Origin of the sequence: Actinophytocola algeriensis (genome assembly GCF_014203735.1) — a bacterium.
In the GTDB taxonomy this organism is placed as follows: Bacteria; Actinomycetota; Actinomycetes; order Mycobacteriales; family Pseudonocardiaceae; genus Actinophytocola; species Actinophytocola algeriensis.
Map to the genome: position 1 here is coordinate 238,355 of NZ_JACHJQ010000011.1, position 24,112 is coordinate 262,466.

Annotated in this window: 25 protein-coding genes; 14 read left to right on the forward strand and 11 right to left on the reverse strand. The window is 69.6% G+C overall.

Going from position 1 to position 24,112, the window contains the following annotated elements:
• The first annotated feature begins 8 nt into the window (after nt 1–8).
• Nucleotides 9–395: a Sec-independent protein translocase protein TatB gene (gene tatB, locus FHR82_RS40605; protein WP_184815973.1), complete on the forward strand. Its 387-nt coding sequence runs from the start codon at nt 9–11 to the stop codon at nt 393–395.
• Nucleotides 396–1,162: 767 nt separating this feature from the next.
• Here the strand turns inward: tatB and FHR82_RS40610 are convergent.
• The gene (locus FHR82_RS40610) at nt 1,163–2,290 is read right to left on the reverse strand and encodes an Mrp/NBP35 family ATP-binding protein (protein ID WP_184815974.1); all 1,128 of its coding nucleotides are present in this window, start codon (nt 2,288–2,290) and stop codon (nt 1,163–1,165) included.
• Nucleotides 2,291–2,327: 37 nt separating this feature from the next.
• On the opposite strand from FHR82_RS40610, the gene FHR82_RS40615 reads away from it, so the two are divergent.
• On the forward strand, nt 2,328–2,786 hold the full coding sequence (locus FHR82_RS40615) for a MarR family winged helix-turn-helix transcriptional regulator (protein WP_311771515.1): 459 nt from the start codon (nt 2,328–2,330) through the stop codon (nt 2,784–2,786).
• Between the two features lie 46 nt (nt 2,787–2,832).
• Here FHR82_RS40615 and FHR82_RS40620 read toward each other — a convergent pair whose 3' ends face one another.
• From FHR82_RS40620 to FHR82_RS40635, 4 genes are read right to left on the reverse strand one after another with little or no spacing between them, the layout of a single operon-like run.
• Nucleotides 2,833–3,348, reverse strand: coding sequence for a DUF1003 domain-containing protein (locus FHR82_RS40620; RefSeq protein WP_184815975.1), 516 nt, complete (start codon nt 3,346–3,348; stop codon nt 2,833–2,835).
• Nucleotides 3,341–4,606, reverse strand: a complete 1,266-nt coding sequence (locus tag FHR82_RS40625) for a magnesium transporter MgtE N-terminal domain-containing protein (protein WP_184815976.1) — start codon at nt 4,604–4,606, stop codon at nt 3,341–3,343. Before FHR82_RS40625 ends, FHR82_RS40620 begins: the two co-directional genes overlap by 8 nt.
• 19 nt (nt 4,607–4,625) lie before the next feature.
• The gene (locus FHR82_RS40630) at nt 4,626–6,371 is read right to left on the reverse strand and encodes a serine/threonine-protein kinase (protein WP_184815977.1); all 1,746 of its coding nucleotides are present in this window, start codon (nt 6,369–6,371) and stop codon (nt 4,626–4,628) included.
• A 19-nt stretch (nt 6,372–6,390) separates the two neighbouring features.
• Nucleotides 6,391–7,233: an aminoglycoside phosphotransferase family protein gene (locus FHR82_RS40635; RefSeq protein ID WP_184815978.1), complete on the reverse strand. Its 843-nt coding sequence runs from the start codon at nt 7,231–7,233 to the stop codon at nt 6,391–6,393.
• 92 nt (nt 7,234–7,325) lie between these two features.
• Here FHR82_RS40635 and FHR82_RS40640 point away from each other — a divergent pair, with 92 nt between their 5' ends.
• The 4 genes from FHR82_RS40640 (at nt 7,326) to FHR82_RS40655 (ending at nt 11,361) form a co-directional block, all read left to right on the forward strand.
• Complete coding sequence (locus FHR82_RS40640) at nt 7,326–8,384, forward strand: HpcH/HpaI aldolase/citrate lyase family protein (protein WP_184815979.1); 1,059 nt, start codon at nt 7,326–7,328, stop codon at nt 8,382–8,384.
• Nucleotides 8,381–9,226 carry an HpcH/HpaI aldolase/citrate lyase family protein gene (locus tag FHR82_RS40645; RefSeq protein ID WP_184815980.1) on the forward strand — a complete coding sequence of 282 codons (846 nt, stop codon included), beginning with the start codon at nt 8,381–8,383 and terminating at the stop codon, nt 9,224–9,226. Before FHR82_RS40640 ends, FHR82_RS40645 begins: the two co-directional genes overlap by 4 nt.
• 433 nt (nt 9,227–9,659) lie before the next feature.
• The gene (locus FHR82_RS40650; RefSeq protein WP_184815981.1) at nt 9,660–10,433 is read left to right on the forward strand and encodes a slipin family protein; all 774 of its coding nucleotides are present in this window, start codon (nt 9,660–9,662) and stop codon (nt 10,431–10,433) included.
• 10 nt (nt 10,434–10,443) lie between these two features.
• Nucleotides 10,444–11,361 (forward strand): hypothetical protein, encoded by a 918-nt coding sequence (locus FHR82_RS40655; protein WP_184815982.1) that lies wholly within the window; start codon nt 10,444–10,446, stop codon nt 11,359–11,361.
• Nucleotides 11,362–11,406: 45 nt separating this feature from the next.
• On the opposite strand, the gene FHR82_RS40660 is transcribed toward FHR82_RS40655, so the two are convergent.
• The gene (locus tag FHR82_RS40660) at nt 11,407–11,655 is read right to left on the reverse strand and encodes a hypothetical protein (RefSeq protein ID WP_184815983.1); all 249 of its coding nucleotides are present in this window, start codon (nt 11,653–11,655) and stop codon (nt 11,407–11,409) included.
• A 150-nt stretch (nt 11,656–11,805) separates the two neighbouring features.
• On the opposite strand from FHR82_RS40660, the gene FHR82_RS40665 reads away from it, so the two are divergent.
• The 7 genes from FHR82_RS40665 (at nt 11,806) to FHR82_RS40695 (ending at nt 18,800) form a co-directional block, all read left to right on the forward strand.
• The gene (locus FHR82_RS40665) at nt 11,806–12,999 is read left to right on the forward strand and encodes an acyl-CoA dehydrogenase family protein (protein WP_184815984.1); all 1,194 of its coding nucleotides are present in this window, start codon (nt 11,806–11,808) and stop codon (nt 12,997–12,999) included.
• A 55-nt stretch (nt 13,000–13,054) separates the two neighbouring features.
• Nucleotides 13,055–13,738, forward strand: coding sequence for a hypothetical protein (locus FHR82_RS40670; protein ID WP_184815985.1), 684 nt, complete (start codon nt 13,055–13,057; stop codon nt 13,736–13,738).
• A 59-nt stretch (nt 13,739–13,797) separates the two neighbouring features.
• Nucleotides 13,798–14,325, forward strand: coding sequence for a YflT domain-containing protein (locus FHR82_RS40675; protein WP_184815986.1), 528 nt, complete (start codon nt 13,798–13,800; stop codon nt 14,323–14,325).
• 157 nt (nt 14,326–14,482) lie between these two features.
• Nucleotides 14,483–15,745, forward strand: a complete 1,263-nt coding sequence (locus FHR82_RS40680; protein ID WP_184815987.1) for an ABC transporter substrate-binding protein — start codon at nt 14,483–14,485, stop codon at nt 15,743–15,745.
• The gene (locus FHR82_RS40685; protein WP_311771516.1) at nt 15,742–16,719 is read left to right on the forward strand and encodes a carbohydrate ABC transporter permease; all 978 of its coding nucleotides are present in this window, start codon (nt 15,742–15,744) and stop codon (nt 16,717–16,719) included. The genes FHR82_RS40680 and FHR82_RS40685 overlap by 4 nt, the downstream gene beginning before the upstream one ends.
• Complete coding sequence (locus FHR82_RS40690; protein WP_184815988.1) at nt 16,719–17,612, forward strand: carbohydrate ABC transporter permease; 894 nt, start codon at nt 16,719–16,721, stop codon at nt 17,610–17,612. The genes FHR82_RS40685 and FHR82_RS40690 overlap by 1 nt, the downstream gene beginning before the upstream one ends.
• A 6-nt stretch (nt 17,613–17,618) precedes the next feature.
• Nucleotides 17,619–18,800: an ABC transporter ATP-binding protein gene (locus tag FHR82_RS40695; RefSeq protein WP_184815989.1), complete on the forward strand. Its 1,182-nt coding sequence runs from the start codon at nt 17,619–17,621 to the stop codon at nt 18,798–18,800.
• Between the two features lie 112 nt (nt 18,801–18,912).
• Here FHR82_RS40695 and FHR82_RS40700 read toward each other — a convergent pair whose 3' ends face one another.
• The 5 genes from FHR82_RS40700 to FHR82_RS40720 form a co-directional block, all read right to left on the reverse strand.
• The gene (locus FHR82_RS40700; protein WP_184815990.1) at nt 18,913–19,818 is read right to left on the reverse strand and encodes a DMT family protein; all 906 of its coding nucleotides are present in this window, start codon (nt 19,816–19,818) and stop codon (nt 18,913–18,915) included.
• Nucleotides 19,819–20,008: 190 nt separating this feature from the next.
• The gene (locus FHR82_RS40705) at nt 20,009–20,761 is read right to left on the reverse strand and encodes a DUF998 domain-containing protein (protein ID WP_184815991.1); all 753 of its coding nucleotides are present in this window, start codon (nt 20,759–20,761) and stop codon (nt 20,009–20,011) included.
• 123 nt (nt 20,762–20,884) lie between these two features.
• Complete coding sequence (locus FHR82_RS40710; RefSeq protein WP_184815992.1) at nt 20,885–21,244, reverse strand: peptidase inhibitor family I36 protein; 360 nt, start codon at nt 21,242–21,244, stop codon at nt 20,885–20,887.
• A gap of 135 nt (nt 21,245–21,379) precedes the next feature.
• Nucleotides 21,380–22,225: a ParB N-terminal domain-containing protein gene (locus tag FHR82_RS40715; RefSeq protein ID WP_184815993.1), complete on the reverse strand. Its 846-nt coding sequence runs from the start codon at nt 22,223–22,225 to the stop codon at nt 21,380–21,382.
• Nucleotides 22,222–22,860, reverse strand: coding sequence for a metallophosphoesterase family protein (locus FHR82_RS40720; protein WP_184815994.1), 639 nt, complete (start codon nt 22,858–22,860; stop codon nt 22,222–22,224). Before FHR82_RS40720 ends, FHR82_RS40715 begins: the two co-directional genes overlap by 4 nt.
• 103 nt (nt 22,861–22,963) lie before the next feature.
• On the opposite strand from FHR82_RS40720, the gene FHR82_RS40725 reads away from it, so the two are divergent.
• Nucleotides 22,964–24,094, forward strand: coding sequence for a PPE domain-containing protein (locus tag FHR82_RS40725; RefSeq protein ID WP_184815995.1), 1,131 nt, complete (start codon nt 22,964–22,966; stop codon nt 24,092–24,094).
• Nucleotides 24,095–24,112: the final 18 nt, after the last annotated feature.

Sequence of the window (24,112 nt, forward strand, 5' to 3'; positions counted from 1 at the left end):
AGGCCACAGTGTTCGACAGCATCGGCTGGGCCGAGATCCTCATCTTGGTCGTGGCGGGCCTGTTCATCCTCGGTCCCGAGCGGCTGCCGTCCGCGGCGGCGTGGCTCGGCCAGAACGTGAGGAAGGTCCGCGAGTACGCGACCGGCGCACGCGACCAGCTGCGCAACGAGATGGGCGACGACTTCGACGAACTGCGCAAGCCGCTGCAGGACCTGCAGCAACTGCGCAACTTCGACCCGCGGCGCGCGGTGACGAGGCACCTGTTCGACGACGTGGACACACCGAACGGCGGCACCAAGCCGAACGGCCACACCCCGCCGCCGACCCCCGCACCGACGCGCGAGGACCCGAAGCCGCCGTCGGGCAAGCCGTCCTTCGACCCGGACGCGACCTGAGGGCGGCCTCCGGCCCCCGATTTCCAGCGTAGAGCGCGGCACCGACAGGATCGGCGTGCCGAGGCGCGGGCTGTGGACAACTGGCTGGCGTCGCTTGTTGGGCGGCCTCCGGGCCCCCGAATCCAGCGTAAGCCGTCGCGCAGACAGAACGGGGCGCCGAGGCATGGGCTGTGGACAACTGGGTGGCGTCGCTGGTTGGGGTGGCCGTCGGCCCCCGAAATCCTGCCTAGTTCGCGGCACCGACAAAACAGGTGCGCTGGAGCGAGGCTGTGGACAATTGCTCGGGGCAGCTGGGGGCGAGATGTCTCCGCTGGTCAGTAGGGCTGTTTATGCGGCTCAGCCGAAGGCGTCGCCAGCTTCACCCGGCGGGTCCGGCGCGGCCCTCGGCCCCCCGAAATTCAGCGTAGTCGCGGGGACCGACAGAAACGGGCGTGCTGCGCGGAGGTTGTGGACAACCGCTCAGCGAGTGGCTACGGCGAGGTGTTTCCGCTGGTCAGCAGGGCTGTTGTGCGGCTCAGCCGGGTTGGGATGTCCTCGTGGAGGGCGTTGCCAGGTCGGTCGTGTGATGGCGTCCGGCGCGGACGTGGCCCTCGGCCCCCCGAAATCCAGCGTAGTCGCGGGGACCGACAGAAACGGTGCGCTGAGCGGAAGCTGTGGACAACCGGGTGTGCTGTGGACAAACCGGCCCTCGCGGGGTGCGCGAGGGCCGGGATTGTCGGTGGTCTGCCGTAGGCTGGAAACCGGGGGCCGGAGGCCAAACCCGCACGTCAGGCCGGGGAAACCGACAGCATGCGGCCCGCCAGGCCGCGGGCGCGGCTCGACAGTTTCGTCGCGATCTTTGTCAGTTCCTGTGCGGCTGCCGAGTCCGGGACCGACGTCACGATCGGCTTGCCGTCGTCGCTCGCTTCGCGCAGGCGCGGGTCCAGTGGGACCTGGCCGAGCAGTGGGACGTCCGCGCCGATGGTCTTCGTCAGCGACGTCGCGACCCGCTGGCCGCCGCCCGCGCCGAACAGGTCCATGCGCGAGCCGTCCGGGAGCTCCAGCCACGACATGTTCTCGATCACGCCCGCGATGCGCTGCCGCGTCTGCATGGCGATGGCACCCGCGCGCTCCGCGACCTCGGCCGCCGCCTGCTGCGGGGTGGTCACGACCAGCAGTTCGGCGTTCGGCAGCAGTTGCGCCACCGAGATCGCGATGTCCCCGGTGCCCGGGGGCAGGTCGAGGAGCAGCACGTCGAGGTCGCCCCAGAACACGTCGGCCAGGAACTGCTGCAGCGCGCGGTGCAGCATCGGGCCGCGCCACACCACCGGGGTGTTGCCCGGGGTGAACATGGCGATCGAGATGACCTTCACGCCGTTGGCGGCCGGCGGGAGGATCATCTTCTCCACGCGGGTCGGCTTGCCGTGGGCGCCGAGCATCCTCGGCACGGAGTGGCCGTAGATGTCCGCGTCGACGATGCCGACCGACAGGCCGCGCTCGGCCATCGCGACCGCGAGGTTCACCGTCACGCTCGACTTGCCGACGCCGCCCTTGCCGGACGCCACGCAGTACACGCGGGTCATCGAGCCGGGCTCGGCGAACGGGATCTTCGGCTCCTCCGACGAGCCCCGCAGCTTCTGCCGCAGCTCGGTGCGCTGCTGGTCGGACATGACGTCCATCTCGACGGTCACGTGCCGCACACCGTCGACGCCGGACGCCGCGTTCGTCACGTCCTCGGTGATCTTGTTGCGCAGCGGGCAACCGGACACGGTGAGGTAGATCTCTACGTGGACAGTGCCGTTGTCACCGATCGACACGTTCTTGACCATGCCCAGGTCGGTGATCGGCTTGTGGATTTCCGGATCCTGCACGGTGGCCAGCGCGGCACGCACGGCCTCGACATCTGGAGTGGTCACGCAACCATGCTACGGGCCGTTCCGTAACATCGTCTTCGTGCCGGAGCCTGCGGTGACCCGGATGCCCACCGGGAAAGAGCTCGACGCTTGGCGATCATTCCTGCGCGCCCACGCGCGGCTGTCCCGGGTGCTCGAAGCGGAACTGGTGGCCGACCACCCGATCACACTCGGCGGCTACGACGTGCTGGTCCAGCTCGCGGAGGCGCCGGAACGCAGGCTGCGGATGGCCGAACTGGCCGACGCGGTGCTGCTGTCCCGCTCCGGCGTGACCCGGCTGGTGGACCGGCTAGAGATGGCAGGCATGGTCACCCGCGAACGCTTCGACGGTGACGGTCGCGGCATCGTGGCGGTTCTCACCACGAAGGGTGTCGACACCCTCCGCGCCGCGGCCCGCACCCACCTCGCGGGCGTGGTCCGCCACTTCGTGGAACACCTGAACGAGGACGAACTGGCCTCGTTCGGCGCGATGTGCTCCCGCCTGGCCGACCAGTGCTGATGCCCTGAAAGACGCTTTCAGGGCACCGCCCTGCTGAACCGGCGGGTCAGTTCTCCGCCCAGCGGGCGTCTTCTCGCAGGGTGTCCGCGCTCGGGCGGGGTTTGCGGGGCTTGGCGTTCAGGTCGGTGCGCAGGCGGTCCAGTTCGCTGCGGAGGTAGTCGCGGGTGGCGACCTCGCCTACCGCCAACCTCAGTGCCGCCAGCTCGCGGGCCAGGAACTCCGTGTCCTCCTTCGTGCGGGCCGCGCGCGCCCGGTCTTCCTCCAGTGACACCCGGTCACGGTTGTCCTGGCGGTTCTGGGCCAGCAGGATCAGCGGGGCCGCGTACGCCGCCTGGGTGGAGAACGCCAGGTTGAGCAGGATGAACGGGTACGGGTCCCAGCGCAGCGTCACCGCCGCCAGGTTCAGCGTGATCCACACGATCACGAGCAGCGTCTGCCAGAACAGGAACTTGCCCGTCCCCAGGAATCTGGCCAGGCGTTCGGACAGGCGGCCGAACGTCTCTGGGTCGATGGAGACCCGAAAGCCCGGGCGGCGGGGTTGGTCCAGCCGTCGGTCAGGCATCCGCTGGCTCCTCGTTCGGTGACTCCCGCCAGCCGTGTGGCAGCAGGTGGTCCAGTACGTCGTCCACGGTCACGGCGCCCACCAGGTGGTCGGTGTCGTCGACGACCGGGGCGCACACCAGGTCGTACGCGGCGAAGTACCTGGTCACCTCGTTCAGCGTCGCCGACGGGGGCAGGCGCGCCAGGTCCGTGTCCAGGGCGCTGGCCACCAGTTCGCCCGGGGGTTCGCGCAACAAGCGTTGTAGGTGGACGCAGCCCAGGTAGCGGCCCGTGGGCGTCGCGGACGGCGGCCGGCACACGAACACCATGCTGGCCAGCGCGGGTGTGATGTCGGGGTTGCGGACCATCGCCAGCGCCTCGGCGATGGGGGCGTCCGGCATCAGCACGATCGGCTCCGGGGTCATCAGGCCGCCCGCCGTGTCCGCCGAGTACGCCAGCAGGCGCCGGACCGGGTCGGACTCCTGCCGTTCCATCAGGCCCAGCAGCCGCGCCTGCTCCATCTCCGACAGCTCCGCCAGCAGGTCCGCGGCGTCGTCGGGGTCCATCGCCTCCAGGACGTCCGCCGCGCGCTCCTCGTCGAGGTGTGCCAGCAGCTCCTTCTGGTCTTGTTCCGGCAGCTCCTCGAACACGTCCGCGAGCCGCTCGTCGTCGAGGCTGTCCGCCACCTCGTACCTGCGTTTCGCGGGCAGCTCCCGCAGGGCCGCCGCCACGTCCGCGGCTCGCATGCCCTCGAACACGCTCAACAGGTGCGCCGCGCCCTGGGGCGCCGACGCGAGGTCCGTGACGCCGGGAGCCTCGATCTCCTCCCACCGCAGCACCTGGATCGGGCCGCGCCTGGACAGCCTGCCGGTGCGTTCGCGGATCGCGACGCGGCTGAGCACCCAGTCGCGGGTCCTGCTGGTCTCCATCGCCGCGTCCACCAGGACCGCGTGCGCGCCGGTGCCGACGATCACCGCCCGCGCGTCCAGCAGCTGGCCCACCACCAGCACCTCGTTGGGGCGCTGGGTGAACCGGCGCAGGTTGACCGAACCCGTCGCGAGCGTCACCGCGTTCGCGTCGATCGACGTCACGCGCAGCATCGGGACGAAGATCCGGCGCCGGGTCGCGAGCTCCACCACGGGGCCGAGGACCCGGGGTGGCTCGCGGTCGGTGCGCAGCACCACCACCACGTCCCGGATCTTGCCGATCGACTCGCCGTCGGGTCCGAAGACCGGCAGTCCGGCGAGCTGTGCGACGAAGACCCTGCTCACGGCTCCCACGCGCGCAAGGCTATCCGGTTCACCCTGCTGTGAGCCCGTCGACGAGGGCCGGGTCGAGCACGTCGGTCAGCTCGTCGTAGGGCATGTCGACGATCTGCGTGCCGCACGCGGTGGCCCTGCTGCCGAACTTCGACAGCTCGACGGTGAAGGACGCGTGGTCACGGGTGAACGCCACCAGTACCTCCTTGCCGATGTTCTCGTCGGTCAGGTCCAACCGCGTGGCGCCGGTCCCGATGTCCGGGCACCCGGTGATCGACTCCACCTTCATCCACCGGTTGGCGAGCATCCCCGCGCCGTCCGGCTGGAACATCTCGGCCGGGGTGAGTGCCGTGCCGGTGTCCAGGTCCACGGTCACCGTGCGGTAGCTCTGCCACGACGAGTCCGACAGCTGCCCCAGCCGCGGCAGGTTGTCGTAGCGGACGGACACGTACCTCTCGTTCTGCAGCAGCACGTCCGCCGTGACCTCGATCGACGTCGGGTCGTCCCACCGCTCGTCGCCGGAGTCCCGCAGGTCCTGCCGGATCGAGGCGACGCTGTCCCGGACGTAGCGCACCGCCGAGTCGACGGGCGCGCGCAGCGCCGCGTTCAGCTCCTCGGCTCGCGGTGACCCGGACAGCTCGACGACCTGCGCGGACACGTCCATGTTCACGTCGTAGCTCGCCTGCTCGGTCTCGACGCTCACCGCGAACGGTTGCGCGGGCGGCGGGTCGTCGCCGGTCGTGTTCACCACGATCACGGTGGCGCCGACGACCACCGCCGCGCCCACGACCGCTGCCGCGGCCTTCGCGGCCAGTGCCCCTGCCGCCGTCTTCGCCGCCACCGCCGAGCCCGCGGCTCCGGCGGCACCCGCACCCGCCGCCGCGGTCCCGCCGGTCGCCGTGAGCACGCCCGTAGACGACACCAGCCACGCCATCGGCGACGCCGCCAGCAGGGTCCCCGCGTACCCGCCTAGCCGCCGCCACCCGTTCGACTCCCAGTCCTTGCCGTACCCGGCGACCGCGGCGGACTCCAGCTCGGCCACGAACGCGGCCGCGCTCGCGGGCCGGGTCGCCACGTCCTTCGCCATGCCGCGTGCCACCAGCGCCCGCACCGGCTCCGGCACCGCGGCGACCGGCGGCGCGGCGAACTGGTGCGCGTGGCGCAGCCGCTCGGTGTCGGTGTCGGTGAACGGGCGGAAACCCGTGACGCACAAGAAGAACACGCACGTCGCCGCATACACGTCCGTCGCCGGTGTGGCGGGTGCGCCCTGCCACTGCTCGGGTGCCATGTACGCGGGCGTGCCACCGGAATGTCCACTGTGGCCGGACAGCAGCGCGATGCCGAAGTCCACCAGCTTGCTCTGGTTGTTCGGCTGCACCAGCACGTTGCCCGGCTTGTAGTCGCGGTGCACGGTGCCTGCCTGGTGCGCGGCCGCGAGCCCGAGCAGCGACCCCTTCAGTATCGCGAGCGCCGCCTCCGGCGTGAGCGTCCCGTGCCGCGCCAGGATGTCCTTGAGCGACGCCCCGGGCACGGCCTCCATCACGATCGCGGCGCCTTCGCCGGTCTCCACGAACTGGTACAGCCGCGCCACGTGCGGGCTCACCACGCGGTGCAGGATCGCCGCCTCGTGGCGGAACTGCGCGCGCGACGCCTCGTCGGTCACGTGCAGGTACTTGATCGCGACGACCCGGCTCGTCGCGTCGTGGCGGGCCAGCACCACACGCCCGAAACCGCCTTCGCCGAGCACGGTCAGCTGCGTGTACCCCGGCACCGTCCACTCAGACACCTGACGGAACGTAGCGGGATCAGGCCGTCGCCGCCGCGATTCGCGCACAGGCCGCGCCCAGCCAGTGGTCCTCGCCACTGTCGAGCCAGTTGTCGACGGCCCTGACGAACGTCCACTTGCGCGCCAGCTCCCGGTCCAGTCCGGCGGCGTCCGCGATCGCCGCGAGCCCGCCCGCGGCCTGCACGTCGTCGAACCGGTTCCACAGCAACGGGACCAGCCCGAACTCGCGGTCGCCCGCGATCGGCTTCGGGTCGATCACGAGCCACGGCTCACGCTCGCCGCGCAGCACGTTGTCGTAGTGCAGGTCCTCGTTGACCAGGTGGTTTCCGGGCGTCAGCTCGCGGCAGTACGCGACGGCCTGCTCGACCAGCCCGGCGGGCACCCTGCCGTCGTTCTCCGCCGGCAGCTCACGCACCCAGCGCGCCGCGTTGTCCCGCAGGTGCCGCACACCGGGTGGCGCGGGCCGGTCGAGCCGCGTGATCAGGCCCGTGACCACGGCCAGCGCCTCGTCGATCGGCACGTTCCGCAGCGTGGTGGCCGGGTCGAGCCGCTCCAGGAGCAGCGCCCACGCGTCGTCGTCGTGCGCGAGCAGCCGGACCGCGCCGTCGCCGTCCCACAGGGACAGCGCGAGCGCCTCGTGCCGCGCCTCGTCGTGCGGCCAGGTCACCTTGAGCACCGCGGGTTCGCCGGACGGGCGGCGGACCGGCACGACGAGCGCGCACACGCCGTGCATCAGCGGGCCGTCGACGGTCAGGTCCCAGCGTGCGAGGCACGACTCGGTGAGCGCGGGCAGCCCGGCCAGCCACTCGCCGGCCTCGTCGTCGAACTGCCCGGCGAAGCTTTCTGGCACGGTCAAGGACATGCGCCCAGGGTGGCGTAGCTGACACGTGCACGGCGAGCCGGTTTCGAACGCCCTAGGGTTACCCGCAGGTAGCTTCACTGTCAGGAGGCTCGATGAGGTCACCGAAGGACTTCTTCCGCCCGCTCGCCGTCGGCGCGCCGGAGCCGCTGCGGCAGATCCCCTTCCGCCCGTCCCGGATGATCCACTTCTTCGACCCGGGCAACGAGAAGATGGCGGCCAAGGTGCCCGACATGGCCGGGAAGGCCGACGTGCTGCTCGGCAACCTCGAGGACGCCATCCAGGCCGACCGCAAGGAAGCCGCCCGGAACGGGCTGGTGCGGATCGCGCGCGAGGTGGACTTCGGCGACACCCAGCTGTGGACGCGGGTCAACAGCCTCGACTCGCCGTGGGTGCTCGACGACCTGCTCACGCTGGTCACGGCGATCGGCGACAAGCTCGACGTGATCATGGTGCCGAAGGTCGAGGGGCCGGAGGACATCCACTACGTCGACCGGCTGCTCGCCCAGCTGGAGGCGCGGGCGGGGCTGACCGAACCGCTGCTGGTGCACGCGATCCTGGAGACCGCGAGCGGCGTGGCGAACGTCGAGGAGATCGCGCTCGCCAGCCCGCGCATGCAGGGCATCTCCCTCGGTCCGGCCGACCTGGCCGCGTCGCGCCGCATGAAGACGACCCGCGTCGGTGGCGGCCACCCGGGCTACCTGGTGCGGACGGACCCGGTCGGCGACTCCATCGAGGACGGCCGCACCACCTACCAGCAGGACCTGTGGCACTACACGGTGGCGCGGATGGTCGACGCGTGTGTGGCGGCGGGGATCCTGCCGTACTACGGGCCGTTCGGTGACATCCGGGACGTGGTGGCGTGCGAGGACCAGTTCCGCAACGCGTACCTGCTCGGCTGTGTCGGTGCGTGGAGCCTGCACCCGAAACAGATCGAGATCGCCCGGCGCGTGTTCTCGCCGGAGGCGTCCGAGGTGGTGTGGGCGCGGCGGGTCATCGAGGCGATGGGCGACGGCACGGGCGCGGTCATGCTGGACGGGAAGATGCAGGACGACGCGACCGTGAAGCAGTGCCAGGTGATCGTGGCGCTCGCCGATGACCTCGCCGCCCGCGACCCGGAACTGGCGGCGGCGTACAAGGAGGCGTCCGCATGAGGCCCCGCCGGTCGGTCCTGTACATGCCGGGCGCGAACGAGCGCGCGCTGGAGAAGGCGAAGACACTGCCCGCGGACGCGCTGATCCTGGACCTGGAGGACGCGGTCGCGCCGGACGCGAAGGTCGCGGCGCGGGAACGGGTGTGCGCGGCGGTCGGGTCCTACGGCACGCGCGAGGTGACGATTCGCGTGAACGGCGCGGGAACGCCGTGGCACGCGGACGATCTGCGTGCGGCCGGCGAGGCTGGTCCGTCGGCGGTCGTGGTGCCGAAGGTCAACTCGGTCGACGAGGTGCACGCGATCGAGAAGGCGCTGTCGCACGCCCCGGACCACACCGCGATCTGGGCGATGATCGAGACCCCGGTGGCGGTGCTGAACTGCTCGGCGATCGCGGCGGCGTCCGACCGGCTGACCGTGCTGGTGCTGGGGACGAACGACCTGGCGAAGGAGCTGGTGGCGGCGCAGGTGCCCGGTCGCGGGCCGCTCCTCGGGCCGCTGTCGATGTGCGTGCTGGCGGCACGGGCGACCGGGCGGGTGATCCTGGACGGCGTGTTCAACGACGTGCGGGACGCGGCCGGGTTCGCCGAGGAATGCCGGCAGGGCCGCGACTTCGGGTTCGACGGGAAGACGTTGATCCACCCGGGCCAGGTCGAGCCGTGCAACGAGATCTTCGCGCCGTCGGCGGCGGAGGTCGAGCACGCGCACCGGGTGATCGCCGCGTTCGAGGAGGCCGGGCGCGAGGGCCGTGGCGTGGCCACTGTGGACGGCCGGATGATCGAGAACCTGCATGTGGCCAACGCGGAACGGACGCTCGCGCTGGCGGCGGCGATCAGCGGCGGCTGACGGCGTTCGGGGCGGTGTTCGGCGGTGCCTGCCGGTGGTGCCCCTCGGCGCCTGACGGCGGTGTTCAGCGGTCTGGCGGCGGTGTTTCAGCGGCGCGTCGGCGGTGTTCATCGGCCTGCCGGCGGTGCTGAGCGGCCTGCCTGCAGTGTTTAGCGGCCTGCCGGCGGTGTTCAACGGCCTGGCGGCGGTGGCCCTCGGCCCCCCGAATTCCAGCGTAGTCGCTGGCACCGACGAGAACGGTGCGTGCGGCGACGGCCTGTGGACAACCGCCGAAGCTGTGGACAACCCGGCGGCCGGACGGGTTCGCGGAGCCCGGTTGTCGGTGCTCGCCGGTAGCGTGGAAACCGGGGGGCCCCCGCCGCGCGAATGGGACTTTCGTTCGCCTTTCCCAGGCGTAGCATCGGTTGCGAGGGGGACGCCTCGGGGAGGTGCCATGGTCGGCTACCTGATCCTCTTGATCCTCGTCGTGGTCGTGCTGGGCGCGTCGTCCAGTCTGCGGGTCATCAAGCAGTACGAGCAGGGGCTCGTGTTCCGGTTCGGGCGGGTGCGGGCCGGGATCCGGTCGCCGGGGCTGGCGGTGCTGGTGCCGGTCGCCGATCGCATGGAGAAGGTCAACATGCAGGTCGTGACCATGCCCGTGCCCGCGCAGGAGGGCATCACCCGCGACAACGTGACCGTGCGGGTCGACGCGGTCGTGTTCTTCCGCGTCGTGGACCCGGTCAGTGCCGTGGTCAAGGTCGAGGACTACCGGTTCGCGGTCGGGCAGGTCGCGCAGACCTCGCTGCGCTCGATCATCGGCAAGAGCGACCTCGACGACCTGCTGTCCGACCGGGAACGCCTCAACCAGGGGCTCGAGGTGATGATCGACAGCCCGGCGCTGGAGTGGGGCGTGCACATCGACCGCGTCGAGATCAAGGACGTCGCGCTGCCCGAGTCGATGAAGCGGTCCATGTCGCGGCAGGCGGAGGCCGAACGGGAGCGCCGGGCACGCGTGATCTCCGCCGACGGCGAGTTCCAGGCGTCGCAGAAGCTCTCCGACGCAGCGCGGGTCATGGCCGACACCCCGGCCGCGCTCCAGCTGCGCCTGCTGGAGACGGTCGTGGAGGTCGCCGCCGAGAAGAACTCGACGCTCGTCCTGCCGTTCCCCGTCGAGCTGCTGCGGTTCCTCGACCGGGCGACCTCCACCGAGAAGAAGGACAACCCATAGGGTTGCGTGGGTGGGGCTGTTCAACCGTGGCAGGCCGAGGCCGGACGAACCTGCCGACGAGACACTGCCGGAGCTGACGGTCAGCGAGGCGCAGCGGCTGCGTCACCTGGTCCGCACCAGCATGGCAGGCGCCGGCTACGAGGTCACCGTGTACGCCGGGCACGTCGAGGACGCCGACGGCCGTCAGTTCGGGCTCGGCACGCTCGCCCGCAGGCTGTCCGACCCGGACGTGCCGGCCAGGCGCTGGGGCCGCCTGGTCGACGACCACCTGCGCCGACTGCTGTCCGCGGTCGACGGGCCCGACCAGTTCGACGTGCCCACCGAGGACCTCCTCGGCCACACCTACCTGCGGCTCTACGAGGCCGACGCGCTGCCGGACACCCAGTGGTGGACCTACGGCCGCGAAGCCCTGCCCGGTGTCCTCGAGCTCCTCGCCCTGGACCTGCCGGACTCCGTCGCCACCTTCAACGACGAGCAGGTCACCCAGCACGGGCTGGCCCGGCTGCGGGCCGCGGGCCTCGCGAACCTGCGCAAGGAACAGGCCGACGACCGGGTCACGCACCGAGGGGTGGAGATCCTCGTCGGGTCGATGTTCTTCGCGTCCACCGCGCTCGTGCTGCCGGAGGTCGTGCTGCGCACCACCGGTGAGGCGTCGCTGCCCAACGGGGTGCTCGTCGCCATCCCGTTCCGCCACCAGCTGCTCTACCACGTGCCGCGCGACGAGAACGTGGTCGAGGCGCTGCACACGATGGCCGCGGTCGCCGCCAACGCCTACGCGGAGGAGGTCGGGCCGATCAGCCCGCACGTCTACTGGTGGCACGACGGCGAGTTCGAACAAATCACCCACGCCGACGACGACGGTGGTATAGCAATTCGCGTAGAGGGTGCGTTCGCGGAGATGTTCTCGCGGTTGTTTCCCGAGTCGTGATCTGACTACAGAACGTCAGAATTACTACTCTGCAGGTCGGCGACGTCACGGATCGTCGAAGGTTGCGGTGAGATAACGCACAGATAACGGCGGTTTGCTTGCCTCGCGGCCGTCTCCGCAGGTGAAGTGTCGGGCATGGGTAAACATCGCATTGGCAAGGAGGGGCGAAGAGGGCCCCGTCTGTTCGGCGGCCGTCCCCCTCGCGACGACCTGTTCGAACGCAGTTTCTCCTCCTGCCGGGGCTGCGGCGCCGATGTCTACGTCCTCGCCAGCGACTGCCGCGGCTGCGGTCACCGAGTGAGCTGAGCCGGAGCTTCGAGCGTCGGCGAACTGAAACGGTCCCGCTGGTGGCCCCGTAGTGGCACTGCGCACAGGTGTCGGGCGAACGAGCGTTAACCGGTGGATACTCGCCGGTAACCACCTCGCTCGGAGGGAGCACCGACGATGGCCCGCCTTGCTCAGACCGCAGGCCTGACCGAGATCCAGCAGGAAATCCTGGCCACGGTCCGCGACTTCGTGGACAAGGAGATCATCCCGCACGCGCAGACGCTCGAGCACGGCGACACGTATCCGCAGGACATCGTCGACGGGATGAAGGAGATGGGGCTCTTCGGCCTCACCATCCCGGAGGAGTACGGCGGGCTCGGCGAGTCGCTGCTCACCTACGCGCTGGTGGTCGAACAGATCGCCCGCGGCTGGATGAGCGTGTCGGGCGTGATCAACACGCATTTCATCGTGGCGCACATGGTGAAACAGCACGGCACGGACGCCCAGAAGCAGAGCCTGCTGCCACGGATGGCGACCGGTGAGGTGCGCGGGTCGTTTTCGATGTCGGAGCCCGACCTCGGCTCGGACGTCGCGGCCATCAAGACCCGCGCCAAGCGCGACGGTGATGACTACGTCATCGACGGCGCGAAGATGTGGCTGACGAACGGCGGCAGCTCCAACCTCATCGCGCTGCTGGTCAAGACCGACGAGGGCGCCGAGAAGGCGCACCAGAACCTGACGGCGTTCCTGGTGGAGAAGCCGGCGGGCTTCGGCGAGGTCGCGCCCGGCCTCACCATCCCCGGCAAGATCGACAAGATGGGCTACAAGGGCGTCGACACCACGGAGGCCGTGTTCGACGGCTACCGCATCGGCGCCGACAAGGTCCTCGGCGACGCGCCCGGCAAGGGCTTCGCGCAGATGATGGACGGCGTCGAGGTCGGCCGCGTGAACGTGGCGGCCCGCGCGTGCGGCATCGCGATCCGCGCGTTCGAGCTGGCCATCGACTACGCCCAGCAGCGCAGCACGTTCGGCAAGCCGATCGCGCAGCACCAGGCGATCGCGTTCAAGCTCGCGGAGATGGCCACCAAGGTCGAGGCGGCGCACCTGATGATGGTGAACGCGGCGCGGCTCAAGGACTCCGGCGCACGCAACGACGTCGAGGCAGGCATGGCGAAGCTGATCGCCTCGGAGTACTGCGCCGAGGTGACGCAGGAGAGCTTCCGCATCCACGGCGGCTACGGCTACTCCAAGGAGTACGAGATCGAGCGCCTCATGCGCGAGGCGCCGTTCCTGCTCATCGGCGAGGGCACCAGCGAGATCCAGAAGACGATCATCAGCCGCGGCCTGCTGCGCGAGTACAAGGCCCGCTGACCGATCGGGCCGAACAGCCCACCCGTGCCCCGGCCCGCCACTACGGTGCCGGGGCATGGTTGATCTTGGTTTCGACAACCCCGACGACCCGGCAACCGACAGCACCGGCGGCGCCGAGATGTCAGTGGATCAGGCGTTGTCACGGACGTACCTGCGGCTCATGGAGGGCTTCCGGCCAGGGCCGGACTGGTGGCAGTACGCGCTGGAGACGGTGCCGGGCACGCTCGAGGTCGTCGTGTTCGACTACCCCGTGCTGGTGAGCATCCTCACCGACGAACAGGTCGCGCGGTACGGGCACGAGCGGCTGTGCGCGGCAGGACTCGCGAACCTGGCTCGCGAGGAGCCGGACGTCGAGGTCATCGGAGCGGTGCACTGCCTGACCGGCTCGGTTCACACGGCGTCCACCGCGTTGGTGCTGCCCGCCATGATCGCCAGGGCCAGCGGTGAGACCGAGTTCCCCAACGGCGTACTGGTGTCGATGCCGGAGCGGTCCGTCCTGCTCTACCACGTGCTGCGTGACGAGAGCATGCACGACGCCATCGAGTCCATGGTCGCCATGACCGGCGGCGCGTTCGACGATGGGCACAAGCCGATCAGCAGGCACCTGTACTGGTGGAACCGTGGCGAGTTCTCCGCCATCACGAGGTACGGCGAGGACGACACGGTCGAGATCCACGTCGACGGCGAGTTCGCGGACGCGTTCCACCGGGTCACCGACATTCCGGTTGGGCGGGGTTAGCACGGATTGCCCCTTGTTGGCAGGATGGTGTCAACTGCTGAACATGAGGTGAGCGAACGGTGAGTGGCGCGTTCTCCGGCTCGGCGAAGGGAAGCCAAGCGCTCCCCAAGGTGCCGACGCCCCCATCCGGGTGGCCGATCGGGTCCTACGGCACGTACCAGGAGGCCCATCGCGCGGTCGAGTACCTGGCAGGCAACGAGTTCCCCGTGCAGGAGGTCACGATCGTCGGGGTGGACCTCATGCTGGTCGAGCGGGTCATCGGCAGGCTGAGCTGGCCGAAGGTCCTCGGCACCGGGGCGCTGTCGGGTGCGTGGTTCGGTCTGTTCGTCGGCCTGCTGCTCGGGTTGTTCAGTTCCCAGACCATGTCGTTCGCGCCGATCCTCGTCGGCCTCGTCGCGGGTGTCGTCTTCGGTTTGATCTTCGCCGCGGTGGGGTATGCGACCACGCGCAGTACCGGCAGGGAGATCGCGTCGGCGAGCCAGTTGGTGGCGGGCCGCTACGACGTCCTCGCCCAGCCGCGTAACGCGGAGAAGGGTCGTGACCTGCTGGCGAAGCTCGCGATGCGCCCGTCCGGAGCAACCGACTAGGCCGTTACAGGTGTTGATCGGATCGTGACCGATGCAGGTTGCGGGCCGTGATCATCGGGCCTAGGTTCAGTGGACCGTGACAAACGCATCCCCCTGGCACGCCGAGGTGCCGCACGCCTCCTTCTCCGTGCCGGAGGGATAGGGAGGCAGGGTTCACATGGGCAGTACTGCCCGCTGGCGGATGCTCGCCGTAAGCGGGGCCGCGCTGATGACGGCGTCCACGGTCGCGGCCTGCGGCTCGGACGACGGCATGCAGATCAACGTCTACTACGCGCCGGAAGAGAACTTCCAGTCGGTGATCGACCGGTGCAACGAAGAGGCCAACGGCCGCTACGAGATCGTCTACCGCAAGCTGCCGCGGGACGCCGACGGCCAGCGTGAACAGATGGTGCGCCGCCTCGCCGCTGGCGACACCGACCTCGACATCCTCGGTCTGGACGTCACCTGGGTGCCCGAGTTCGCCGAGGCGAAGTGGCTCGAGGAGTGGACGGGCCAGGACAAGCAGCAAGCCGAGCAGGACGTGCTCGAGGGGCCGCTCACGACGGCCGAGTGGAACGGAAAGCTGTACGCCGCCACGAAGAACACGAACGTCCAGCTCCTCTGGTACGACGACACGGTCACGCCGACCCCGCCGAAGACCTGGCGGGAGATGATCGACATGGCGAAGCAGCTGAAGGGCGAGGGCAAGCCGTACCAGGTCCTCTTCACCGGCGCGCAGTACGAGGGCCTCGTGGTCACCTACAACACGCTGGTCGCGTCCTACGGCGGGAAGATCCTCTCCGACGACGGCAAGAGCGTCGTGATGGACGCCGGTGCCGTCGACGCGCTGAAGCTGCTCAAGGAGGTCTCCAGTTCGGGGATCACCGACCCGTCGCTGACCAACGCGCAGGAACAGCAGGTCCAGCAGGGCTTCGAGAGCCCAGACAGCAAGGCCGCGTTCGAGCTGAACTGGCCGTACGTCTACGCCGCCATGCAGGACGGGAACCCCGACCGCGCCAAGAACTTCAAGTGGGCGCGCTACCCGGGCATCGACGGACCGGGCCGGGTCACGATCGGTGGCTACAACCTGGCGGTCAGCGCGTACTCGGAGCACAAGCCGGAGTCGTTCGAGGCCGCGTTGTGCCTGCGCAGCGCGGAAAGCCAGCGCTACTCGGCGATCAACGACGGTGTGCCGCCGACGATCGAGTCGGTCTACGCCGGGGACGACAAGGAGTTCGTCGAGGCGTACCCCATGTGGGAGACGATCGTCGAGGAGCTGCAGGACGCGGCGGTCCGGCCGTTGACCGTGGTGTACCAGAACCTGTCCACGATCACGTCGAAGGTGCTGTCCCCACCACAGGACATCGACCCGGAGTCCACCGCGGCCGAACTGCGTGACCAACTGCAGAAAGCCTTGGAATCCAAGGGGGTGCTGCCGTGAGTGAGCTCGCGAACGAACCGTCGACTCGGAGTCAGACAGTCGAGAGTGGACCCGCGGTCGCGGCGCCGCCGCCCCGGAAGGGCAAGGCGGCGCTCAGCGAAGGCAAGAAAGCGGAGCGCAAGCTCGGGCTCCTGCTGTGCGCCCCCGCCGCGATCGTGATGCTCGCGGTGACGGGCTGGCCGATCATCTACTCGGTCTGGTTGTCGTTGCAGCGCTACGACCTGCGGTTCCCAGACCAGCGCGAGTTCGTGTGGTTCGAGAACTACGCCGCGGTGCTGTCGGACGGGTACTGGTGGACCGCGTTCGGGGTCACAGCAGGGCTGACCGTGGTGTCCGTGGTGATCGAGCTGGTGCTCGGCATGCTGCTGGCGCTCGCGATGCACCGCACGCTCGTCGGCAGGGGACTCATCCGCACGGTGTCGTTGATCCCGTACGGGATCGTGACCGTGGTGGCGGCGTTCTCGTGGTTCTACGCGTGGGACTCCAACACCGGCTACCTGTCCGCGTTGTTCAACGCGGAGTCGCCGCTGACCGACCGGTTCTCGGCACTCGCGATCATCATCCTCGCCGAGGTGTGGAAGACCACGCCGTTCATGGCGCTGCTGCTGATGGCGGGTCTCGCGCTGGTGCCGGACGACCTGCTGAAGGCGGCGTCGATGGACGGCGCGACCGCGTGGCAGCGGTTCACGAAGGTGATGCTGCCGGTGATGAAGCCGGCGATCCTGGTGGCGCTGCTGTTCCGGACGCTGGACGCGTTCCGCATCTTCGACAACATCTTCGTGCTCACCAAGGGCGCGAACGACACGTCGTCGGTGTCGATGCAGACGTACAACAACCTGATCAAGGGGTTGAACCTCGGCATCGGGTCGACCATGTCCGTGCTGATCTTCATCGCGGTGGCGATCATCGCGTTCATCTTCATCAAGCTGTTCGGCGCTTCGGCGCCCGGAAATGACCCGGGAGGGAAGCGCTGATGAGCGACACCACCTTCGTCTACGTCCCGCCCTCCACAGAGGGCAAGAAGAGCAAGGCCGCCGCGAGCAAGCTCACCGGCCGCAAGCTGCGGTGGACCCTCGTGGACATCGTGATCCTGGTCTACGCGCTGGTCCCGGTGCTGTGGACGCTGTCGCTGTCGTTCAAGACGGCGGAGACCCAGACGGACAAGAGCTTCTTCCCGACGGAGTGGACGTTCCAGAACTACCGGGACATCTTCACCACCAACGAGTTCATCCGCGCGCTGGTCAACTCGATCGGCATCGCGATCATCGCGACGCTGATCGCGGTGGTGCTCGGCACGATGGCCGCGTACGCCATCGCGCGGCTGGACTTCCCCGGAAAGCAGATCCTCGTCGGGGTCTCGCTGCTGATCGCGATGTTCCCGCAGGTGTCGCTCGTCTCGCCGCTGTTCGAGATGGAGCGGCAGCTGGGCCTGTTCGACACGTGGCCGGGCCTGATCCTGCCGTACATCACGTTCGCGCTGCCGCTCGCGATCTACACGCTGTCGGCGTTCTTCCGGGAGATCCCGTGGGAGCTGGAGAAGGCGGCGAAGATGGACGGCGCCACGCCGGCGCAGGCGTTCCGCCGGGTCATCGCGCCGCTGGCCGCGCCGGGTGTGTTCACCACCGCGATCCTCGTGTTCATCTTCTGCTGGAACGACTTCCTGTTCGCCATCTCGCTGACGTCGACGGAGGCGTCGCGCACGGTGCCGGCCGCGTTGTCGTTCTTCACCGGTGCCTCGCAGTTCGAGGCCCCGACCGGGACGATCTCCGCGGCCGCCGTGGTGATCACCATCCCGATCATCATCTTCGTGTTGTTCTTCCAGCGCCGCATCGTCGCGGGGCTGACGTCCGGTGCCGTGAAGGGCTGAGGGGATATGGCAGAGATCGTTCTGGACAAAGTCACCAAGCGGTACCCGGACGGTGCCCTCGCCGTGTCCGAAGTGGACATCCAGATCAAGGACGGCGAGTTCATCATCCTGGTCGGCCCGTCCGGCTGCGGCAAGTCGACGATGCTCAACATGATCGCCGGCCTGGAGGACATCTCCGCGGGCGAGCTGCGCATCGACGGCCAGCGGGTCAACGAGAAGGCGCCGAAGGACCGGGACATCGCGATGGTGTTCCAGTCCTACGCGCTGTACCCGCACATGAGCGTGCGGGAGAACATGGCGTTCCCGCTGCGGCTGGCGAAGGTCGACGACAAGATCGTCCGGCAGAAGGTGGACGAGGCCGCGAAGATCCTCGACCTGACCCAGCACCTGGAACGCAAACCGGCGAACCTGTCCGGTGGCCAGCGCCAGCGCGTGGCCATGGGCCGGGCGATCGTGCGCAGCCCGAAGGCGTTCCTGATGGACGAGCCACTGTCCAACTTGGACGCCAAGCTGCGCGTGCAGATGCGCACCTCGGTGTCGAAGCTGCAGAAGCAGCTGGCGACGACGACGGTGTACGTGACGCACGACCAGACCGAGGCCATGACCCTGGGCGACCGCGTCGTGGTGCTGCGCGGCGGTGTGGTGCAGCAGATAGGTTCGCCGCAGTTCCTGTACGACAACCCGGCGAACCTGTTCGTGGCGGGCTTCATCGGGTCGCCCTCGATGAACTTCATGCCGGGCACGCTGGAGAACGGCAGCCTGTCGACGGGCCTGGGCTCGGTGACGCTGTCCGACCGCGTCCGCAGGCTGGCGGAGTCGGCGAAGGCGCCACGCGAGGTGATCGCGGGTATCCGCCCGGAACACTTCGAGGACGCGCACGTGCTGGACGAGCACACCCTGTCGGGCGGCAGCACCTTCACCGCGACGGTGGACGTGCTGGAGTCGATGGGCTCGGACAAGTTCGCGTACTTCACGGTCGAAGGTGAGGCGGCCACGTCCGCCGAGCTGGAGGAGCTGGCGGCCGACGCGGGCACCGGGGACGTGTCGGCGAGCGGCACGCAGCTGGTGACCCGCCTGTCGGCCACGTCCGCCGCGCAGGAAGGCGCACAGGCGGAGGTCTGGTTCGACGCGGACAAGATCCAGCTGTTCGACCCGTCGTCGGGCAAGAACCTGACGTACGCGGAGTGACCCGGCTGCCGTGAAAGGCGCGTTCAGGTCGTCGAGTGCCGCGAACGCGCCTTTCACGGCGTCGGCCGTGCCCTGAACGCGCCTTCCGGCGTGGACAACCGAAATGGGCTGGTCAGCGGCGGGAGGACGCGCGGAACAGGCGGCGTTCCGCGGAGTGCGGGGTCGCCCGGGACGTGGCCTCGGGGTGGTGGCGCGCCAGCAACGCGACACCGACCACCGCCACCCCCGCACCGGCCACCAGGCCGGCGCCGGCCCACCCGCCCGCGTCGGCCGTCTCGTCGAGCAGGCCGATCGCGATGGCCGTCGCCACCAGCGGGCTCAGGACCGTCTGGCAGCCGACGACGATGTCCGGCGGGCCGCTCGCGTAGGCGAGCTGGATGAACCACGAACCCACCGCGAACGCCAGCACCAGACCCGTCACCGACAGTGGCGGGATGTCGCGGACGCCGTCGGTCTGGAACGTGTACGTCACGTCCCTGACCAGCACCGACACCAGCCCGTACGCCGCGCCCGCACCCGTCGCCAGTGCCACGCAGCGGGCCAGCCCGCTGCTGGTCGCACCGATCACGCCGAACAGCAGCACCGCGCCCGCGATGATCTGGCACGCCAGCAGCACGGCCGGGCTGGGGAAGTGCACGGCCGTCGCCCGGCTCGACGCCAGCGCCACGAACACCGCCACCCCCAGCGTGCTGGCCCCGATCGCGACGATCGCCGTCGTGTCGAGCCGCTCGCCGGACGACCGTGCGTTCAGCACGGCCACCGCGGGCAGCGCGAGCACCACGATCGGCGCGACGATCGTCACCGGCGCCAGTGCCAGTGCCAGGATCTGCAGGACCGCGCACGCGAACAGCACCGCGAACCCGGCCAGCCACGTGCGGTTGTGCACGAGCGCGGCCGCGCCCCGCAACTTCAGGCCGGTGTCCCTGGTCTCCGCCCGCACACCCTTGTGCTGCAGGTGCGCCCCGATCGCGCTGCAACACGCGCCGAGCACCGCGAACACGATGGCGAGCGCGATCATCCGCCGACCTCGGCTCGTGCCGTCCTGGCGGGCGCCGCCAGGTCATGGGGGTTCTGGGCGGTGTTCCCTGTGCCCCGGGACTTGGTGGGTTCGGCTGTGCGGTGACCTCGCTCTGCGCCTGTCGGGGGCGCTGCCGGGTGGCCGCGGTTCTCGGGCGCGCCGGAGATCGCGGCCTGGGTGGTGAGTGCGATCATCCGGCGACCTCGGCTCGTGCTGCTGTGCCTCGCTCGCGAGCCGCGCTGACCGTGACCCGCAACAGGTGGACCGCGAGCGCCATCAACATCAGCATCTCCAGCCCGAACAGCGCGCGCTGCACGAGGCCGGAGATGCCCCGTCCGTCCAGCATGCCTGGTATCGCCAGACCTGGGAAGACGTCCGGCAGCCGCGTGGCCAGGTACGTGGCCGCCAGGGCCATCGCCACCACCGCCATGCGCCGCACCGCACGCCCCACCGGGGCCCAGTGCACCTGCGCCACCAGCCGCTTCGCGAGCGACAGCCCGGCCAGCGGCAGGCTGACGAACAGCGACGCGCCCGCGATCTGGTGGATCAGGCCCGACACGCTGGTGATCGACTTGCTGTTGTCGGTCGGGAAGACCGCGCACAGCGTGAGGCTCGTGCACCAGATCGCGAAGAACGTGGTCGCGGGTACACCGAGGGTCAGGCCCGCGGACCGCAACCCGGAAAGCGTCGTCAGTGTCCCGGCCGCGAGGACGATCGCCGACGTGGCGAACTCCTCGCGGCCGTCGCCGTAGAACACGTAGTAGCTGACCGCGCGCGAGAACGGGTCCACCTCGGTGCGGAAGTGGATGTTCAGGTACGTCATCGTCGCGAGGGACCGCACCATCGCGACGATCGACACCACCGACAGGATGGCGGTCAGGACCACGAACCCGCCCAGCAAGGGACCCCGCCGGGCCCCGGTCGTGCTCGGGTCGCGGTCCATCGCCCACCCCCTAGCGGATCACCACGTGGATCAACGCGCGCACGCGCTTACACGTTCCCGCATCAGGGCTGAGACCGGCCTCAGGTATTCAGCCGAGCCACTCGTCCGGGTGCACTCGGTGAGTCAGTTTTCCCAGATCTGCACCCCTCTCACCACGTACGGCGCCGCGGGCACGAACGTGCCGCCGCCGGGATAGGTGTCGAACTCGCCTTCCGTCGCGCAGTCGCGTCCCTGGTAGACGGTGATGGGGCGTTTGGTGCGGTTGGCGAAGGACCGCGCGTCGACTCCCTCCGGCAACGACACGCATTCCCCCGGGTTGGTGTTCTCGAGCGCGATGCGCTGAATCGCACCCTGATAACTCTCGCCGGGCCACAGGCAGAACTCCCCGCGCTCGCACGGTTCCGGTTCGGGTTGCGCGAAAGCGGGCGCGGCACCCGCGAACAAACCAGCGACCACCGCGATCAGGATGACGATCTTCTTCATTTCCTGTGGGCTCCCTCTGTGTGGCGCGCAGCGGAATGCGGCGCACCACGAGAATCGCCCAGGTGCCGCGAATGGCAAAAAAAGTTGTCCACAGGGTCGAGTTGTCCACAATTGGGCAAACTCGAGTTGACAAAGTCAGCGACGTTTGCCTTCCCGCACCGCGGTGATCACGTCGTCGTCCCAGCGGTGTGTCCTGATGAGCCGGTACCGCTCGCACGCGACCCACATGTACGCCTCGGCCTCGGTCTGCGTCTCGATCATCCCGGCCTGGCGCAGCATCCGGACCACCGGCACGAACTCCTCGTCGTACCACCGTTGTGCGACGGTGGGACGGTCCAGGTGGCGCCCCTCGTCCTGCATGAGCCGGAAACCCCACGCCTCCACCGACTCCGCCAGTTCCGCGTAGTCCCAGGGGTCGGTCAGCGACACCGCCCGCCGCGCCTCGCCGATCAGCGGCACGCGGTCGAGGAAGATCCGCCGGTAGTCCTTCACCAGCAGGTCGCCGCGATAGCGGATCCCGCCGGGCGACAGCCGGGTCATGACCTCGGTGACGTACGCGTCGATCGTCTTCAGCCCCAGCGCGTGCGCCACCGACACCCGGTGGTGCCCGTCGACGACGAAGTGCATGTCGCCGACCCGGTACACCTCGATCGGCGGGATCGACTCGCCGCGCCGCTGCGCCAGCGCGAGCCGCTGCCACCGCTCCCGCACCTGCCCGGACGTCGGCCGGAACCGCCGGTCGAACTCCCGTTGCCGGTCCACACTGCCGACGATCGAGTCCAATGTGATCACCTGCAGCCCGAGGCGGCGTTCCCCGGTACGGGACAGCGCCGCGACCACCTCGTCGAACGGCAGCATGATGTTGACGTCGTCGGGCTGGCGGCGCAGCCACGCGGCCAGGCGCGACAGGACCTGCCTGCGGCGGGCCCGCAGGAAGTCGTTCTCGGCGTCGGCTACAGGGAAGCCGGTGTCTCGGTTCATGGCACGTCCAGGATGCGGTATCCGACCGTGTTCAGCACCCGGGTTTCGCCCATGGACCGATCAGGAACGGGCTGCCCGTGCGGGTGGATGTGGCCGTGCACGAAAATCGTGGGTTTCAGCCGTTCGACCACCGTGTGCAGGCAGGCGAACCCGCGGTGTGGCGGGTCGTCCCGGTCGCCGACGCCCAGCGGCGGCGAGTGGGTCAGCAGCACGTCCACCGGCCGGCCGCGCGCGGACCGCACGAGCTTCGCCGCACGGCGTGCCTGCTGCCGTTCCGTCCACTGGTTGGGCCCGTCGTTGTACCGGATGGACCCGCCGAGCCCGGCGATCCGCAGCCCCGCCGCCTCGACCACGCGACCGTCGGCGTTCACGGCACCGTCCGGGCCCGGGTAGCGGGCGGGAAAACCGGAGGCCAACCACAGACCGCGCCGCCGCGAATACCCGGACAGGTCGGCGTCGTGGTTGCCCGGCACGAACACGAGCGGCCGGTCGAGCGCGGACGCCAGGAAATCGAGGTAGTCGAATGGCAGGTCACCAGCGGCGAGCACCAGGTCGACGGAACCGAAACGTTCCGCTACCCGTTCCGTCCACAGGAACTCGACAATCTCGTCCGACACGGTCAGCAGCTTCGGCACACCATCGAGCGTACGGCGCGCGTCTGATCAGACTAGTGCCCTCGCCGCACACGACCCATTACAGTCAGGAACTGCAAGTCGGGGAAGAGGGACGGGGAACTCCATGGCAGAACAGGGGTCGGACTACTACGTCAGCGCAGGCGTGAACTGGTCGGCGTTCACGCTGGAACAGCTGGTCAACATGGTCGTCGACAAGGCGAGCGTGCCCCAGTTGGAGAGACTCGCCGACGACTGGCGCCTGACCGGTGACGGTGTCACGGACGCGGCCGACTACCTCGCCGAGGCCCTCGACGACCTGATGGACTTCTGGTCCGGCGAGTCGGCGGACAAGGCCCGCTACGCGGTCGCGCTCAACGCGCAGTGGGTCGGGGACCTCGGCGTGACCGCCAAGGACATGGGTGATCCCATCGAGGAGGCGGCGGGCGCGCTGAAGTCCGCGCAGGAGGCCATGCCCAAGCTGCCGCCGACCCCGCCCGCGGTGGTGCCGGGCTCGGCGCCGGAGGGCGCGGGCCGGGCCCAGCTCGTAACGGAGGGCAGCCCGCTCGGCGCCGCCGTCGGTGCGACCGCGGCCGGTTCGGAGAGCGCCTTCCAGGCGCAGGCCGAGCAGGAGCAGCTGAAGCGGGTCGCGATCGAGACCATGCAGCGCTTCGAGCAGGCGGCGGTCGGGATCGACCAGGCCACGCCGCAGTTCGAGGGCCGGGGCACCGAACTGCGGCCGCGCGTCGACGACGTCGAGGTGACGCCGGATGGCGACGTGTGGATCAGCACCGTGAACATCGCGGCCGGCGTGGACCTGCGCTGGCAGCTGCTGACCGGCATGAACGACACGACGACCTCGTCCGTGCACGGCCCCGGCGGGTTCGACGGCGGTGGCGGTGGCGGCGGTTTCAGTGGTGGCGGCGGCCTGTCCGGCGGTTACGGCGGCTCCGGCACGTCCGGCGGCTTCGGTGCGCTGCCCGGTGGCGCGGTCAGCGGCCGCGGCACCATCGGTGACACAGCAGGCTTCGGCGGCGGCGCCCGTGGCGGTGGGTTCCCGACCGGCGCCGCGGGTGTGCTCCCGGCGTCCGGTGGGACGCCGGGGGCCGGCGGGATGATGGGGCCCATGGCCCCGATGGCGGGCATGGGCATGGGCGGCCAGGGGGCGGGCCAGGCTCACCGCAGACGAGTTCCCTTCGACGCGGACGACCCGTTCGACACGGGCGAGAAGGCGTCACCGCCGGTCATCGGTCTCTAGGGAACCAAGGGGATACAC